The organism is Shinella lacus, from assembly GCF_010994755.1.
GTDB lineage: Bacteria > Pseudomonadota > Alphaproteobacteria > Rhizobiales > Rhizobiaceae > Shinella > Shinella lacus.
The window spans coordinates 171,130-186,092 of the sequence record NZ_WHSB02000010.1 but is presented as its reverse complement, the minus strand read 5'-3'; the positions used below and the strand labels follow the sequence as shown (position 1 = coordinate 186,092).

The 14,963-nt window shown below is 64.3% G+C and carries 17 protein-coding genes and 1 riboswitch; of the genes, 14 read left to right on the top strand and 3 right to left on the bottom strand.

The features are described 5' to 3' along the window. The first annotated feature begins 188 nt into the window (after positions 1 to 188). Positions 189 to 305, top strand: a riboswitch (TPP riboswitch). Positions 306 to 396: 91 nt separating this feature from the next. The 5 genes from thiC to GB927_RS24015 are packed head-to-tail and all read left to right on the top strand — an operon-like array spanning position 397 to position 4,840. Then, positions 397 to 2,217, top strand: coding sequence for a phosphomethylpyrimidine synthase ThiC (gene thiC, locus GB927_RS24035; RefSeq protein WP_256119751.1), 1,821 nt, complete (start codon positions 397 to 399; stop codon positions 2,215 to 2,217). 2 nt (positions 2,218 to 2,219) lie between these two features. Then, positions 2,220 to 3,206, top strand: coding sequence for a glycine oxidase ThiO (thiO, locus tag GB927_RS24030; RefSeq protein WP_256119750.1), 987 nt, complete (start codon positions 2,220 to 2,222; stop codon positions 3,204 to 3,206). Further along, on the top strand, positions 3,203 to 3,400 hold the full coding sequence (gene thiS, locus GB927_RS24025; protein ID WP_256119749.1) for a sulfur carrier protein ThiS: 198 nt from the start codon (positions 3,203 to 3,205) through the stop codon (positions 3,398 to 3,400). Before thiO ends, thiS begins: the two co-directional genes overlap by 4 nt. Position 3,401: 1 nt before the next feature. After that, positions 3,402 to 4,175, top strand: coding sequence for a thiazole synthase (locus tag GB927_RS24020; RefSeq protein WP_256119748.1), 774 nt, complete (start codon positions 3,402 to 3,404; stop codon positions 4,173 to 4,175). Beyond that, complete coding sequence (locus GB927_RS24015) at positions 4,172 to 4,840, top strand: thiamine phosphate synthase (protein ID WP_256119747.1); 669 nt, start codon at positions 4,172 to 4,174, stop codon at positions 4,838 to 4,840. The genes GB927_RS24020 and GB927_RS24015 overlap by 4 nt, the downstream gene beginning before the upstream one ends. On the opposite strand, the gene GB927_RS24010 is transcribed toward GB927_RS24015, so the two are convergent. After that, positions 4,779 to 5,612 (bottom strand): amidohydrolase family protein, encoded by an 834-nt coding sequence (locus GB927_RS24010; protein ID WP_256119746.1) that lies wholly within the window; start codon positions 5,610 to 5,612, stop codon positions 4,779 to 4,781. The genes GB927_RS24015 and GB927_RS24010 overlap by 62 nt on opposite strands. Positions 5,613 to 5,753: 141 nt before the next feature. Here GB927_RS24010 and GB927_RS24005 point away from each other — a divergent pair, with 141 nt between their 5' ends. Next, positions 5,754 to 5,963 carry a TOBE domain-containing protein gene (locus tag GB927_RS24005; RefSeq protein WP_256119745.1) on the top strand — a complete coding sequence of 70 codons (210 nt, stop codon included), beginning with the start codon at positions 5,754 to 5,756 and terminating at the stop codon, positions 5,961 to 5,963. Here the strand turns inward: GB927_RS24005 and tsaA are convergent. Further along, positions 5,960 to 6,481, bottom strand: coding sequence for a tRNA (N6-threonylcarbamoyladenosine(37)-N6)-methyltransferase TrmO (gene tsaA / locus GB927_RS24000; protein ID WP_256119744.1), 522 nt, complete (start codon positions 6,479 to 6,481; stop codon positions 5,960 to 5,962). The genes GB927_RS24005 and tsaA overlap by 4 nt on opposite strands. Before the next feature lie 129 nt (positions 6,482 to 6,610). Here tsaA and GB927_RS23995 point away from each other — a divergent pair, with 129 nt between their 5' ends. Both GB927_RS23995 and GB927_RS23990 read left to right on the top strand, forming a co-directional pair. Beyond that, positions 6,611 to 7,153, top strand: coding sequence for a PadR family transcriptional regulator (locus GB927_RS23995; RefSeq protein WP_256119743.1), 543 nt, complete (start codon positions 6,611 to 6,613; stop codon positions 7,151 to 7,153). After that, complete coding sequence (locus GB927_RS23990; protein ID WP_256119742.1) at positions 7,153 to 7,443, top strand: DUF2218 domain-containing protein; 291 nt, start codon at positions 7,153 to 7,155, stop codon at positions 7,441 to 7,443. The genes GB927_RS23995 and GB927_RS23990 overlap by 1 nt, the downstream gene beginning before the upstream one ends. On the opposite strand, the gene GB927_RS23985 is transcribed toward GB927_RS23990, so the two are convergent. Further along, positions 7,444 to 8,325: a helix-turn-helix domain-containing protein gene (locus GB927_RS23985; protein WP_256119741.1), complete on the bottom strand. Its 882-nt coding sequence runs from the start codon at positions 8,323 to 8,325 to the stop codon at positions 7,444 to 7,446. 93 nt (positions 8,326 to 8,418) lie between these two features. Here GB927_RS23985 and GB927_RS23980 point away from each other — a divergent pair, with 93 nt between their 5' ends. The 6 genes from GB927_RS23980 to GB927_RS23955 all read left to right on the top strand — a co-directional run bounded on the left by GB927_RS23980 (position 8,419) and on the right by GB927_RS23955 (position 14,957). Continuing rightward, a complete protein-coding gene (locus GB927_RS23980) occupies positions 8,419 to 9,978 on the top strand; it encodes a 4-hydroxyphenylacetate 3-hydroxylase N-terminal domain-containing protein (protein ID WP_256119740.1) in 1,560 nt (519 codons plus the stop codon). Positions 9,979 to 9,988: 10 nt separating this feature from the next. Beyond that, positions 9,989 to 10,501 (top strand): flavin reductase, encoded by a 513-nt coding sequence (locus GB927_RS23975; RefSeq protein WP_256119761.1) that lies wholly within the window; start codon positions 9,989 to 9,991, stop codon positions 10,499 to 10,501. A 64-nt stretch (positions 10,502 to 10,565) separates the two neighbouring features. Then, positions 10,566 to 10,952 carry a 5-carboxymethyl-2-hydroxymuconate Delta-isomerase gene (locus tag GB927_RS23970; RefSeq protein WP_256119739.1) on the top strand — a complete coding sequence of 129 codons (387 nt, stop codon included), beginning with the start codon at positions 10,566 to 10,568 and terminating at the stop codon, positions 10,950 to 10,952. 11 nt (positions 10,953 to 10,963) lie between these two features. Then, positions 10,964 to 12,481: a 5-carboxymethyl-2-hydroxymuconate semialdehyde dehydrogenase gene (gene hpaE, locus GB927_RS23965; protein WP_256119738.1), complete on the top strand. Its 1,518-nt coding sequence runs from the start codon at positions 10,964 to 10,966 to the stop codon at positions 12,479 to 12,481. A 33-nt stretch (positions 12,482 to 12,514) separates the two neighbouring features. Further along, positions 12,515 to 13,495, top strand: coding sequence for a 3,4-dihydroxyphenylacetate 2,3-dioxygenase (hpaD, locus tag GB927_RS23960; protein WP_256119737.1), 981 nt, complete (start codon positions 12,515 to 12,517; stop codon positions 13,493 to 13,495). A gap of 61 nt (positions 13,496 to 13,556) precedes the next feature. Then, positions 13,557 to 14,957: a pyridoxal phosphate-dependent decarboxylase family protein gene (locus GB927_RS23955; RefSeq protein WP_256119736.1), complete on the top strand. Its 1,401-nt coding sequence runs from the start codon at positions 13,557 to 13,559 to the stop codon at positions 14,955 to 14,957. The last annotated feature ends 6 nt before the right edge of the window (positions 14,958 to 14,963 follow it).

Sequence of the window (14,963 nt, the reverse complement as noted above, 5' to 3'; positions counted from 1 at the left end):
GCGCGACTTGATCATGGACACCGAGCGGTAGAAGTCCGCACCGGTCTTGTCCATCTTGTTGCAGAAGATCATGCGCCTCGGGTCAAGCCCGAGGACGACGGAGGAGAGGTTTTTCGCACAATATAATGTAAGAATACACTTACATATTTTACCATGTTGACAAATCATCCCCGAGCGTCTTTGCTTAAAGCATTCACCAGGGGGGTCCCGACAAGGGGCTGAGATATTGCTGGCTTTCGCAGCGCAGTGACCCGTTGAACCTGATCCAGTTCATACTGGCGTAGGGACGGTGCAAGCGCTGCAGGTCCGTAATCCGTACCCGGATTCCGCCTCCGCGTCTTTCCATCATTCCGGCTCTAGGACTGGGTCTCCAACTTTGAACCTTGGAGCCTCACGATGAATATTGCCGCCCAAAAGCTCACCCCGACCGTCACCACCGGCGCCTTGCCCGCCTCGCGGAAAATCCACATCCCCGGCGAGCAGCACCCGGATATCCGCGTGCCGCTGCGCGAAATCGCCCTGCACCCGACCGCCGGCGAACCGCCGGTCGTGGTCTACGATGCCTCCGGCCCCTACACCGATCCCACCCATGTCGTTTCCATCGAAAGCGGCCTGCCGCGGCTACGCGAAAGCTGGGTCGCCGCCCGCGGCGACGTGCAGGATTACGAGGGCCGCCATATCCGCCCGGAGGACAACGGTTTTGCCACCGGCGAGCGGCTGACGCCGGAATTCCCCATCCGCAACCACCCACGCCGGGCGAAGGACAGCAAGGCGGTGACGCAGCTCGCCTATGCGCGGGCCGGCATCGTCACCCCCGAAATGGAGTTCATCGCCATCCGCGAAAACCTCGGCCGCAAGGCCGTGAAGGAAGCGCTTGTCCGCGACGGCGAGAGCTTTGGCGCGCATATTCCGGATTTCGTCACGCCGGACTTCGTCCGCCAGGAGGTCGCGAGCGGCCGCGCGGTCATCCCCGCCAACATCAACCATCCGGAAGCCGAGCCGATGATCATCGGCCGGAACTTCCTGGTTAAGATCAACGCCAATATCGGCAATTCCGCCGTCACCTCCTCGATGGCCGAGGAAGTGGAGAAGATGGTCTGGGCGATCCGCTGGGGTGCCGATACGGTCATGGACCTGTCGACCGGCCGCAACATCCACAATATCCGCGAATGGATCATCCGCAATGCGCCGGTTCCGATCGGCACTGTGCCGCTCTACCAGGCGCTGGAAAAGGTGAACGGCATTGCCGAGGACCTCACCTGGGAGGTCTACCGCGACACGCTGATCGAGCAGGCCGAACAGGGCGTCGACTATTTCACCATCCATGCAGGCGTGCGGCTCGCCTACATCCCGCTCACCGTCAACCGCGTCACCGGCATCGTCTCGCGCGGTGGCTCGATCATGGCGAAGTGGTGTCTTCATCACCACCGCGAAAGCTTCCTCTATGAGCATTTCGACGAAATCTGCGACATCGCGCGGGCCTATGACGTCACCTTCTCGCTCGGCGACGGCCTGCGGCCCGGCTCGATTGCCGACGCCAACGACGCCGCGCAGTTCGCCGAACTGGAGACGCTTGGCGAGCTGACCAAGATCGCCTGGGCAAAAGACTGCCAGGTCATGATCGAAGGCCCCGGCCATGTGCCGATGCACAAGATCAAGGAGAACATGGACAAGCAGCTGAAGGTCTGTGGCGAGGCGCCGTTCTACACGCTCGGCCCACTGACGACCGACATCGCCCCCGGCTACGACCACATCACGTCGGGCATCGGCGCCGCGATGATCGGCTGGTTCGGCACCGCCATGCTTTGCTACGTCACGCCGAAGGAGCATCTCGGCCTGCCCGACCGCGACGACGTAAAGGTCGGCGTCATTACCTACAAGATCGCCGCGCATGCCGCCGACCTCGCCAAGGGCCATCCGGCGGCAAAACTGCGCGACGACGCCCTGTCGCGCGCCCGTTTCGAGTTCCGCTGGGAGGACCAGTTCAACCTCTCGCTCGACCCGGAGACGGCGCGATCCTTCCACGACGAGACGCTGCCCAAGGAGGCGCACAAGGTGGCGCATTTCTGCTCCATGTGCGGCCCGAAATTTTGCTCCATGCGCATCTCGCACGATATCCGCGCCGAGGCGCAGAAGGAGGGGCTGGAGGCGATGGCGGCAAAATTCCGCGAGGGCGGCGATCTCTACATGCCGCTCGAAACAACAGCCGGAGAATGACCATGCGCATCCTTGTCAAGGGGGCCGGCGTTGCCGGCCTCACGGTCGCCTGGCAGCTCTATCGCCACGGTCTCGACGTCACGATCAGGGAGCGCGCCGAAAAGGCCGGCGCCGGCGCCTCCGGTTTTGCCGGCGGCATGCTGGCGCCCTGGTGCGAGCGGGAAAGTGCTGAAGAGCCGGTTCTGACACTCGGCCGGCTCGCCGCCGACTGGTGGGAAGCGGCCGTCCCCGGCCATGTGCACCGCCGGGGAACGCTGGTCGTCGCCGGCGGGCGCGATGCCGGCGAGCTCGATCGTTTCGCCGGCCGCACCAGCGGCTGGGAATGGCTGGACGATGCGGGAATTTCGGCGCTGGAGCCGGATCTCGCCGGCCGCTTCCGCAAGGCGCTGTTCTTCCGGCAGGAGGCGCATCTCGATCCTCGGAAGGCGCTTTCCGCCCTGACAGCCGGGCTTGAGGACGGCCGTATGCGCTTCCTTTACGGCCAGGCCGGAGAGCCGAACGAAGGCCGCTACGACCGGGTGATCGACTGCACCGGCGCCTCGCGGATCGGCCACATGCCGGAGCTTCGCGGCGTGCGCGGCGAGATGTTCACCCTCGAAACCGGCGAGATCACCCTCTCCCGCCCCGTCCGCCTGCTGCATCCGCGCCACCCGATCTACATCGTTCCGCGCGAAAAGAACCGTTTCATGGTGGGCGCGACGATGATCGAAAGCGAGGATGCCGGCCCGATCACCGCCCGCTCGCTGATGGAGCTGCTGAACGCCGCCTATGCCCTGCACCCCGCCTTCGGCGAGGCGCGGCTTGCGGAAACCGGTGCCGGCGTGCGCCCCGCCTTCCCCGACAATCTTCCGCGCGTGACAGAGGATGGCAACACCATCCACGTCAACGGCCTCTACCGCCACGGCTTCCTGCTGGCGCCGGCCATGGCCGGAGAGGTCGCGCGGCGGCTCGTCGCGCAACAGCAGCAACCGGAAAGGAGGGCATCATGACCTTCACCATCAACGGCGAGGAACAGGATGTTGCCGCCGCGACGCTCGCCGACCTTCTCTCCGCCCTCGACTATGAGGGCGACTGGCTGGCGACCGCCGTGAACGGCGAACTGGTGCACCGTGAAGACCGCGGCACCTTTACGCTCGGCGCGCGCGACCGCATCGAAATCCTCTCGCCCATGCAGGGAGGCTGAGATGCTGAAACTCTACGACGTCGAGGTGCAATCCCGCCTCCTGCTCGGTACCGCACGTTATCCCTCCCCCGCCGTCCTCGCGGAAGCGGTGCGGCGCTCGAAAGCGGAGATCGTCACCGTGTCGCTGCGTCGTGAGACGGCCGGCGGCAAGGGCGGCGGCGCCTTCTTCGAGCTGATCCGCGAGCTCGGCGTGCGCGTGCTGCCCAACACCGCCGGCTGTCACAGCGTGCAGGAGGCCGTGCTGACGGCGAAGATGGCGCGCGAGGTTTTCCGCACCGACTGGATCAAGCTGGAGGTGATCGGCCATCACGACACGCTGCAACCCGATGTCTTCGGCCTCGTCGAGGCGGCACGCATCCTCACCGACGAGGGCTTCCAGGTCTTCCCCTATACGACCGACGACCTCGTCGTCGCGGAAAAGCTGCTCGAAGCCGGCTGCCGCGTGCTGATGCCCTGGTGCGCACCGATCGGCTCGGCGATGGGGCCGGTGAACCCGATGGCGCTGCGCACCTTCCGGGCACATTTTCCGGATATCCCGCTGATCGTCGACGCCGGTATCGGTCGGCCCTCGCATGCGGCCAGCGTTATGGAAATCGGCTACGACGCCGTGCTCCTCAACACCGCCGTCGCCGGAGCCGGCGATCCCGCCGCGATGGCCGAGGCCTTCGCGCTCGCCATCGACGCCGGCCGGCTCGCCCACGCGGCGATACCGCTGGAGCCGCGCGATATGGCCGTCCCCTCCACCCCCGTCATCGGAAAGGCCGTCTTTTCATGAAGCTCGATCCCTTCTACCTCATCGTCGATAGCGCCGACTGGATCGAGCGCCTCGTGCCGATCGGCGTCAAGCTCGTGCAACTGCGCATGAAGGATGTGCCAGACGAGCGTCTGCGCGCCGAAATCCGCCGCGCCAAAACCATCTGCGCCGACCACGGCTGCCAGCTCATCATCAACGACTACTGGCAGATCGCCATCGAGGAAGGCTGCGATTTCGTGCATCTCGGCCAGGAGGATCTGGCAGTGGCCGATGTCGCCGCCATCCGCGCTGCCAGCATGAAACTCGGTCTCTCCACTCATGACGAGGCCGAACTCGACATCGCGCTCAAGGAGAAACCCGACTATGTTGCGCTCGGCCCGGTCTGGCCGACGATCCTGAAAAAGATGAAATGGGCGCCGCAGGGTGTCGAGCGGCTCAGGGACTGGAAAGCGCGCATCGCGCCCGTTCCCCTCGTTGCGATCGGCGGCCTCAATCCGGATCGCCTGGAAGCCGTCTTCGAAAACGGCGCCGACAGCGCCGCTGTGGTGACAGACATCACGCTGAACGCCGATCCGGAAGCGCGCACGCGCGAATGGATCGAGCGCACGGCGCGCTGGCGCGAGTTCAGACCTTCCAGAGCCGTTTGGCGTTTTCCGCAAACACGCGGGCCTTGCCCTCCAGGCTGACGCCGGAGAGCAGCGCCTGCGTCGCGCCGATCCAGGTGGAGAGCCCGCCGCCGAGCGTGCAGACCGGCCAGTCGCTGCCCCAGACCATGCGGTCGAAACCGAAACTCTCCGCCACATGGGCGAAATAGGGTTTCAGGTCGTCCAGCGTCCAGTCTTCCGCGCCATAGGCCGGGATGCCGGACAGTTTCACGGTCACATTCGGCCGGCGCGCGATCTCCGCGACCGGCCCCTTCCACACATCGAAGCCGCCGCCCTTGATATCCGGCACGCCGCAATGATCGAGCACGAAGGAGACTTCGGGCGCGAGATCGGCAAGTGCAATCGCCTTGCCGATCTGGTGCGGCAGCACGCAGAGATCGAAATTGAGCCCGGTGCCTGTGAGCCGCTTGATGTTTTCTCGGAAGAGCGCGCCTTCCGACAGATCGTCCGGCACGACATGCAGCACACGGCGAAAACCGCGCACGAAGGGATTGGCGCGCACGCTTTCGAGATAGGCGGGAAACTCCGGCGATTCCGGCCGGCAGGCGGCGATGGCCCCGGTAAGCAGGCTGCCCTCCTCACCGGCCAGCGCCTGTATCATCGCCGTCTCGCGGGCAATATCCGCCGCCGCCACGTCGACTTCCATATGCAGCGCCGCGACGATGCCGAGCCGGCGGGCTTCGCGCGAATAAGCCTCCTGGGTGAAATCCGCATCGAGCGCCGGCACGCCCGAAAGCCAGGGATAGGAGAGCCGGTCGCGATAGATGAGATGCAGGTGCGTGTCGATGATCATGCGGGCCTCCTCCAGACGTCCGGACACTGCCACAGAAGAATGATCCATTCAAATACGAATTACAGCCGGATCATTGGACGACAGCGCCTTCCAATTCGGCATCTCCCCTCTAGGTTCTCTTTCGAACAACAGGAGAAAATGATGAAGATCAGCGCACGCAATCGCCTCAAGGGCAAGATCGTCGAAGTCGTTCTCGGCGCCACGACGGCGCATGTCCGCATCGATATCGGCGGGCAGGTCATCACCGCGTCGATCACCAACGACGCGGTGAACGAACTCGGCCTTGCCGCCGGCCACGAGGCCTATGCGGTGATCAAGGCATCGGATGTGATGGTGGCGATCGACGATTAATCGTCGATCTTCTTGCACATATGGACGGCGCCGGTTTCGAAATCGCCCTTCTGCGGCGGCGCGATGGGCTTGAAGAGCGTGCGGTCCGGTTTGAGATCGAGCAGCGGCGTGCCGTCGAGGCAATCGAGGCCGCGCACGAAGAGCCGGTTGCCCTCGATCCTGTCCAGCACGACGATCGACGTGCCGATCGGATTGGGCCGCACCGGGGAGCGTAACGAGAAGGTGCCATGCACCTCGCCGTTTGAGGCAGGGCTTTGCAGAACGAGATCGCGACGCGACTCGTGCAGCCAATAGAGCACCTCCAGCCGCTCGAAACGCTCGACGCCGGCGAGCGCCTCCACCCAGGGCTCGAAAATCTCGATTTCGCAGACCGGCCCGTCGGGACGCCCCTGCCGCGGCGTTTCCAGGCGCGAGGTCCAGGGCGTCGAAACCCGGCCGATGAAGATCAGCGTGGCATCCGTCGGTTCCGGCGGCGTGATCGCGACCTCGTTCTCGCGGATTTCGTTCAGCCGCACCATGCAAATCTCCCACGCTGTATCTTTCAAAATACGACGATAGCGGCCGGGCAAGAGTTTTTAAAGATATAAATCTCGATATATCTTGATTTTCGATATATCGAGATTTATATCGGCACTATGAGACACAGAATGGGATGCGGCCCACACCGCCACTTTTCACCGCCCGACGATCGTTCGGGTCCCTTCCACCGCGGCCGCGGTGGCCGCCACGGCGGACGCCTGTTCGACTATGGCGAGCTGCGCCTGCTGCTTCTCGCCATCATCGCGGACGCGCCGAGCCATGGTTATGAGCTGATCAAGACCGTCGAAGATCGTTTCGGCGGCAGCTACAGCCCGAGCCCCGGCGTCATCTACCCGACGCTCGCCTGGCTGGACGACATGGGCTACACCGTGATCGAGCCGGCGGAAGGCGGGCGCAAGCGCTACCGCATCACGCCGGAAGGCGAGGCTTTCCTCGCCGCAAACCGCGCCGCCATCGACGAACTCATGGCCCGTGCCGGTCATAGGGGTCCCGGTGGACGCGAAGGCGTGCCGGCGCCGGTCGTGCGCGCCATGGAAAACCTCAAGCTCGCCATGCGGCTGCGCCTCCGGCGCGGAGAAATGAGCGCCGAGGCGTCGGAAGCCATCGCCGCCGCACTCGACCTTGCCGCCAAGACCGTGGAGAAAAGCTGATGAGCACTCTCAAGAGCGAAGCCGCCATCGCCACCGAACAGGCGAGCCGCTACCTGCAACAGCTCTGCAAACATTTCGCCCACAAGCGCGCCGTCACCTTCGACGCGCATGCGGGGGAGATTTCCTTTTCGGTCGGCGACTGCCGGCTGAAAGCGGAGGACAACACGCTGCGCCTTTCGCTAACGGCACCGAATGGCGAAGACATGGAGCAGTTGAAGGACGTCGTCGTGCGCCACCTCGTCCGCTTCGCCTTCCGCGAAGAGTTGCAGGTCGACTGGCAGGATGCCTGATCAACCCGCGCCGGCAGCTTCCGAGTTCTGCCGGCGCCACTCCGTCGGCGAAACACCGGTGCGCTTGCGGAAGAACCGCGAAAAATAGGCGGGATCCTCGAAGCCGGTCTCCCGGCCGATATCCTCCACGGGGCGGATGGTGAAGCGCAGCAGGCGCTTGGCCTCCAGCAGGCGGCGCTCCAGCACCATGTCCTTCACCGTCTGGCCGAAAACCGTGCGCGCCGCCTTGTCGAGCAGGTGCGGCGTCGTCGCCAGACGCTCGACATAATGGCCGACCGGCCGGTCCTCGCGATAGTGCCGGTCGATCGCGCGGCGCAATTCCAGCCCCAGCGCCACTGCGGGCGACGCGCCTTTGAAACCGACATTGCCGCCGAGCCGGGCCATCAGCGACAGGACCACGCCGATCAGCCCCGCCAGCACCCGCTCGCTCGCGGCAGCACCGCCGCGATAATCCTCCATCACCATGTCGAGCAGCATGCCGATCCGCACCCAGCCCGCCGCATCCGCCTCGCCGGAAAGCAGCACCGGCGCGTCAAGCGCCAGATCCACCTGAGGCGCCATCGCCCGCAGCAGGTCGTCGGAGATCGACACGACGATCGCATCCGACTGTTCGCCGACATCGAAACCGTGCACGACATTGCTCGGCACGAAGCTGATCGCCGGAGCGGAAAAATTCCAAGTGCGATCCTCGATCCGGTAACGGCCTTCGCCCTTGAACCAATAGGTGATCTGCCCCATCAGCGGGTGTTTGTGCGGTGCGACGCGGCCGAAATGCAGGCTTTTTCGCTCCATCACCGTTTCGACATGCAGGAAGCCGACGTCGAGCGTGCGGCTCGGCTCGCCGTAAACGAAGAAGGCGGGGACATCCTTGCGTGCAGTCATGCCCGAAAAAGTACCAGCGAATTGCCCGGTTTGTCCATGGCGCCCGCTGCTCGGCGGACTTAGCCTTTGTCAGGATTTTTTGGGAGGATCACCATGCGCGCCGAAGATCATCGCAGCGACAAGACACGGCCGTTCACCGGCGCCGAATATCTCGCGAGCCTGCGCGACGGGCGCGAGGTCTATATCAACGGCGAGCGCATCGCCGACGTGACGACCCACCCCGCAATGCGTAATTCGGCCCGCTCGCTGGCCCGCATGTACGATGCGCTACACGACCCGAAGCGTAAGGAACGGCTGACATCGCCGACTGATACGGGCTCCGGCGGCTACACGCACAAATATTTCCGCGTCGCCCATTCCGCCGCCGATCTCGTCGCCCAGCAGGGCGCCATCGCCGACTGGGCGCGCATGTCCTACGGCTGGATGGGCCGCACCGCCGATTACAAGGCGGCGCTGATGAACACACTCGGCGCCAATGCCGACTGGTACGGCCCCTTCAAGGACAATGCGCTCGCCTGGCACAAACGCGCGCAGGAAAGCGTGCTCTTCATGAACCACGCCATCGTCAACCCGCCGATCGACCGCCACAAGCCGGCCGATGCGGTGAAGGACGTGTTCGTGCACATCACCAGGGAAACGGATGCCGGCATCTATGTCTCGGGCGCCAAGGTCGTCGCCACCTCCTCGGCGCTGACGCATTACAATTTCCTCGCCCAGAGCTCAGCGACCGTCACCGAGGACCCGTCGCTGTCCGTCATGTTCATCGTGCCGATGAATGCGCCGGGGGTAAAAATGTTCTGCCGCACCTCCTACGAGCAGACGGCGGCCACCGCCGCCCATCCCTTCGACTACCCGCTTTCCTCGCGCTTCGACGAGAACGACGCGATCCTCGTGCTCGACAATGTTTTCATCCCCTGGGAGGACGTGCTGGTGCTGCGCGATGCGGCAAAGATACTCTCCTTCCACCCCGCCTCCGGCTTCATGCACGGCTATTGCTTCCAGGGCTGCACCCGGCTTGCGGTGAAGATGGACTTTCTGGCCGGCCTGCTGGCGAAAGCCTTGCGGGCCACCGGCGGCGATGCCTTCCGCGGCAATCAGGCGATGCTCGGCGAGGTGATCGCCATCCGCCACCAGTTCTGGTCCTTCTCCAACGCCATGGCCTATAACCCCATTCCCTGGGCAAACGGCGCGGTGCTGCCGAACCTTGAAGCGGCGCTCTGCTACCGCACCTTCATGTCGGAGGCCTATCCGAAGGTCATCGACATCGTGCGCCGCACGGTCGCCTCCGGCCTCATCTACCTGCCCTCCTCCGCCAAGGATTTCGCCAATCCGGAGATCAACCGTTATCTCGCGCAATATGTCCGCGGCTCCGACAATATGGGTCATATCGAGCGCATCAAGATCATGAAGCTGCTGTGGGACGCGACCGGCACGGAATTTGGCGGCCGCCACGCGCTCTACGAGCTGAACTATGCCGGCGCGCCGGAGGAAGTGCGCCTCCAGGTGCTGAAGGGTGCGGAGCGCGGCGGGCGCCTCAAGGAGATGGAAGCGCTGGTCGACCAATGCATGGCCGATTACGACGAGACCGGCTGGACGGGCGACACCTGGCTGCCGCCACGGGACGACGATGCCCTGCGCAACGCTGCCGAATGAGGGCCGCGCGATGGGCCTCAATGTCTCGAAGACCGAATTCCGCAACGCGATGGCGCGGGTCTGCGCGCCCGTCAACGTCATCACCACCAAGGGAGCCGCCGGCCGCGGCGGCTTTACCGCCACCGCCATGTGCTCGGTGACCGACGAGCCGCCGACATTGCTCGTCTGCATGAACAGCCGCTCGGCGCAGACGGGGCTTTTCATCGAGAACCGCCGCTTCTGCGTCAATGTTTTGACACAGGAGCACAAGGCGCTCGCCGCCTCCTTCGCCGGCCAGCAAGCCGACATGGAGGCACGTTATGCCGATGCCGCCTGGACGGACCTGCCCTCCGGCAACCAGGCGCTTGCCGACGCCATCGTCTCCTTCGATTGCCGGCTGACGGAGGCGCGGCTGGTCGGCACGCACAACATCTTCATCGGCGAGGTCGTGGACATCCGCTGCCGGCGCGATGGGCATGCGCTGATCTATTTCGACCGCAACTATGTGCACGTCCCAACCCAGGCCGGCAGCTTCGGCGGCTGATGCCCCTTGACAAGCGGCCTTATATTTAACACGTTAAATAAAAAGCTGCGCGCCGGGAGGAACAATGCCGCACCTGACCGTCGAATATTCCGCCAATCTGGAAGGCCGCACCGATCTCGATGCGCTCTGCGCGGCGCTGCTGGAAACGGTGCTCGCAACCGGCCTCTTCGAGGTCGGCGCCGTCCGCGTCAGGGCGCTGCGGGCCGATCACTACGCGATCGCCGACCGCTTGGCCGAAAACGCCTTCATCGACCTCAACTTCCGCATCGGCAAGGGCCGCAGCGCGGAAGAGAAAAAACACACCGGCGAGGCGCTTTTCGCCACGGCAAGCCGGCTGCTCGCCCCCCTCTTCGAGACGCCGCACTTCGCGCTTTCGCTGGAAATCCGCGAGATCGACGCGGAGTTGAGCTGGAAGAAGAACGCCATCCATCCGCGCCTGCGCGGCAAATAACAGGAAGTCCCATGTCGAAACTTCAGGAAAACAGCGCGAAGGCGGAGGCCTATCTCGCCCGCTTCAAGGAAAAGGGCGTCTTGAACCGCATCGCCGGCGAGGACGTGCCGGCCGAGGATGGCGCGACCTTCGAGACCACCTCGCCCGTCGACCTGAAGCCACTTGCCAAGGTGGCACACGGCAAGGCCGCCGATATCGACCGCGCGGCAAAAGCCGCAAAGACTGCCTTCGCCGATTGGGCGGCCATGCCGGGCGATGCGCGCAAAAAACTGCTGCACAAGATCGCCGATGCCATCGTGGCGCGGGCGGAGGAAGTCGCCTTCGTCGAATGCATGGATACGGGGCAATCGCTGCGTTTCATGGCGAAGGCCGCACTGCGCGGGGCGGAAAACTTCCGCTTCTTCGCTGACCGAGCGCCGGAAGCCCGCGATGGCAAGACGCTGCGCACCGAGGGCCAGGTCAACATGACGACCCGCGTGCCGATCGGCCCGGTCGGCATCATTACGCCGTGGAACACGCCCTTCATGCTCTCCACCTGGAAGATCGCACCGGCGCTCGCCGCCGGCTGCACCATCGTGCATAAACCGGCCGAATTCTCGCCGCTGACGGCGCGGCTGCTGGTCGAGATAGCCGAAGAGGCCGGCCTGCCGAAGGGTGTCTGGAACCTCGTCAACGGCCTTGGCGAGGATGCCGGAAAGGCGCTGACCGAACATCCGCTGATCAAGGCGATCGGCTTCGTCGGCGAAAGCCGCACCGGCTCGATGATCATGAAACAGGGCGCCGACACGCTGAAGCGCGTGCATTTCGAACTCGGCGGCAAGAACCCGGTCATCGTCTTCGCCGATGCGGACCTCGAACGCGCCGCCGACGCCGCCGTCTTCATGATCTATTCGCTGAACGGCGAGCGCTGCACCTCCTCCTCGCGCCTGCTGGTGGAAGAAAGCATCTACGACCGCTTCACCGCCCTCGTCGCGGAAAAGGCGAAACGCATCACGGTCGGCCATCCGCTCGATCCCGAAACCGTCGTCGGCCCGCTGATCCATCCGGTACACGAGAAGAAGGTTCTGGAGTACATCTCGATCGGCAAATCGGAGGGCGCGACGGTTGCCGCGGGCGGCGAGAAATTCGACGGGCCGGGCGGTGGCTGCTACGTCTCGCCGACGCTCTTCACCGGCGCGAACAACGCCATGCGCATCGCCCAGGAGGAGATTTTCGGGCCTGTGCTGACCGCCATTCCCTTCAAGGACGAGGCCGAAGCTTTGGCACTCGCCAACGACGTCCAGTACGGCCTCACCGGCTATCTCTGGACCGCGGATATTACCCGCGCCTTCCGCTTCACCGATCATCTGGAGGCCGGCATGATCTGGGTGAATTCGGAGAATGTGCGCCACCTGCCGACCCCCTTCGGTGGCGTGAAGAATTCCGGCATCGGCCGCGATGGTGGCGACTGGTCTTTCGATTTCTACATGGAGACGAAGAACATCGCCTTTGCCACCAGCGCCCACGCAATCCCGAAACTCGGCGGCTGACCGCCCGACAAGACTGCGCTTGAGGAGGACCCCATGCCCGTACCCCAGCCGAACCTCTACCCGCCGTTCAACATCGTGCGGCTCTCCCATGTCGAATTCGGCGTGACGGACCTCGCAAAATCCCGCGCCTTCTATGCCGATACCCTCGGCCTGCAGGTGACGGACGAGACGGCGGACACGATTTACCTGCGCGCCATGGAAGAGCGCGGCCACCATTGCATCGTGCTGAAGAAATCGGACAGGCCGGAGGCCCGCGACCTCGGCTTCAAGGTTTTTGATGAAGAAGACCTCGAAAAGGCCGTGCACTTCTTCAAGGGCAAGGGCCTGCCGGTGGAATGGGTGGAGCGCCCCTACCAGGGCCGCACCTTTCGCACGCGCGATCCGCAGGGCATTCCGCTGGAATTCTACACCAAGATGGACCGCCTGCCGCCGATCCACCAGAAATATGCGCTCTATCGCGGCGTGAAGCCGCTGCGCATCGACCATTTCAACTGCTTCTCGCCGGATGTCGACGCCAGCGTCGCCTTCTACAACGAGATCGGTTTTCGCGTGACGGAATATACCGAGGACGAAGAGTCCGGCCGGCTCTGGGCCGCCTGGACGCATCGTAAAGGCGGCGTGCACGACATCGCCTTCACCAACGGCCGCGGCCCGCGCCTGCACCACACCGCCTTCTGGGTGCCCACACCACTCAACATCATCGACCTGCTCGACCTGATGGCGACGACCGGCTGGGTCTCCAACATCGAGCGCGGTCCCGGCCGCCACGGCATCTCCAACGCCTTTTTCCTCTATATCCTCGATCCGGACGGCCACCGCATCGAGATTTACTGCTCGGATTACCAGACGGTAGACCCGGACCTCGAACCCATCAAATGGGACCTGAAAGACCCGCAACGGCAGACGCTCTGGGGGTCGCCGGCGCCAAAATCGTGGTTCGAGCATGGCAGCCTGTTTGCCGGCACCGAGGTCTCGGATTCGCTCCTGAAGGCGCAACCGATCATCGCCCCCTGACGGGCATTGCAAATCGACGGCCGAGCGCCGAGAAGAACCAATGCCGACAAGGGAGTGAAACATGGACAGCGAAGAATTCCGTCAGTGGTCGCGAACGGTTGCCGATTGGGGCGCCGACTACCGCGCAGGCCTGCGGGAGCGGCCCGTTCGGGCGCAGACGAAGCCGGGCGATATTGCCCGCCAGATCGATGCCGCAGCACCCGAAGCGGGCGAGACGATGGAGGCGATTTTTGCGGATTTCGAGCGCATCATTCCCGATGGCCTCACCCATTGGCAACACCCGCGCTTTTTCGCCTATTTCCCGGCCAATGCCGCGCCGGTCTCGGTGATCGCGGATTATCTCGTCACGTCCGTCGCCGCGCAATGCATGCTCTGGCAGACCTCACCCGCTGCAACCGAGCTTGAAACCCGCGTGGTCGACTGGCTGCGCCAGGCCCTCGGCCTGCCGGATGGATTTGCCGGCGTCATCCAGGATTCCGCCTCGACCGCAACGCTCGCCGCCGTGCTGGTCATGCGCGAGAGGGCGCTCGGCTGGAAGGGCAACAGCGAGGGGTTGTCAGTGCACAAGGCGGTGCGCGTCTATGCCTCGAAACAGGTGCACACCTCCATCGACCGCGCGATCTGGATTTCCGGCATCGGCGAGGCAAACCTCGTGCGCATCCCCACAAAGGGGCCGCTAAACGGCATGGACCCGGAGGCGCTCAACGCCGCGATCAAGGCCGATCTCGCGGCCGGCCATATCCCCGCCGGCGTCATCGCCTGCACCGGCGGCACCTCGATCGGCGCCTGCGACCCGATCCGCGCGGTTGCAGAGGTCGTCAAGGCGCATGGGCTCTATCTGCATGTGGATGCGGCATGGGCGGGCTCGGCGATGATCTGCCCGGAATTCCGAACCCTCTGGGACGGCGTCGAGGCAGCGGATTCCATCGTCTTCAACCCGCACAAATGGCTCGGTGCCAATTTCGATTGCTCGGTGCAGTTCATCCGCAGCCCGGAAGACCAGGTGCGCACGTTGGCCATCCAGCCGGAATATCTGAAGACGCACGGCCATGACGGCATCATCAACTATTCCGAATGGTCCGTGCCGCTCGGCCGACGTTTCCGGGCGCTGAAACTGTGGTTCCTGATGCGCTATCACGGGCTCGAAGGCCTGCGCACGATGATCCGCAACCACGTAAAATGGTCGGTGGAACTGGCCGAACGACTTGCCGCCGAGCCGGATTTCGAGATCGTCAGCGAGCCGGTGCTCTCGCTGTTCTCCTTCCGCCACAAGGGCGGCGGCGATGAGCACAATATCGCGCTGGTCAACGCCATCAACGACGATGGCCGCATCTACCTGACGCAGACCCGCGTCGAGGGCCATATCGCCATCCGCTTCCAGGCCGGCCAGTTCGAAATGACCCGCGACGATGCCGACACCGCCTTCACTGTCATCACCGAGATCGCCCGCAGATTGAAATAGGAGACC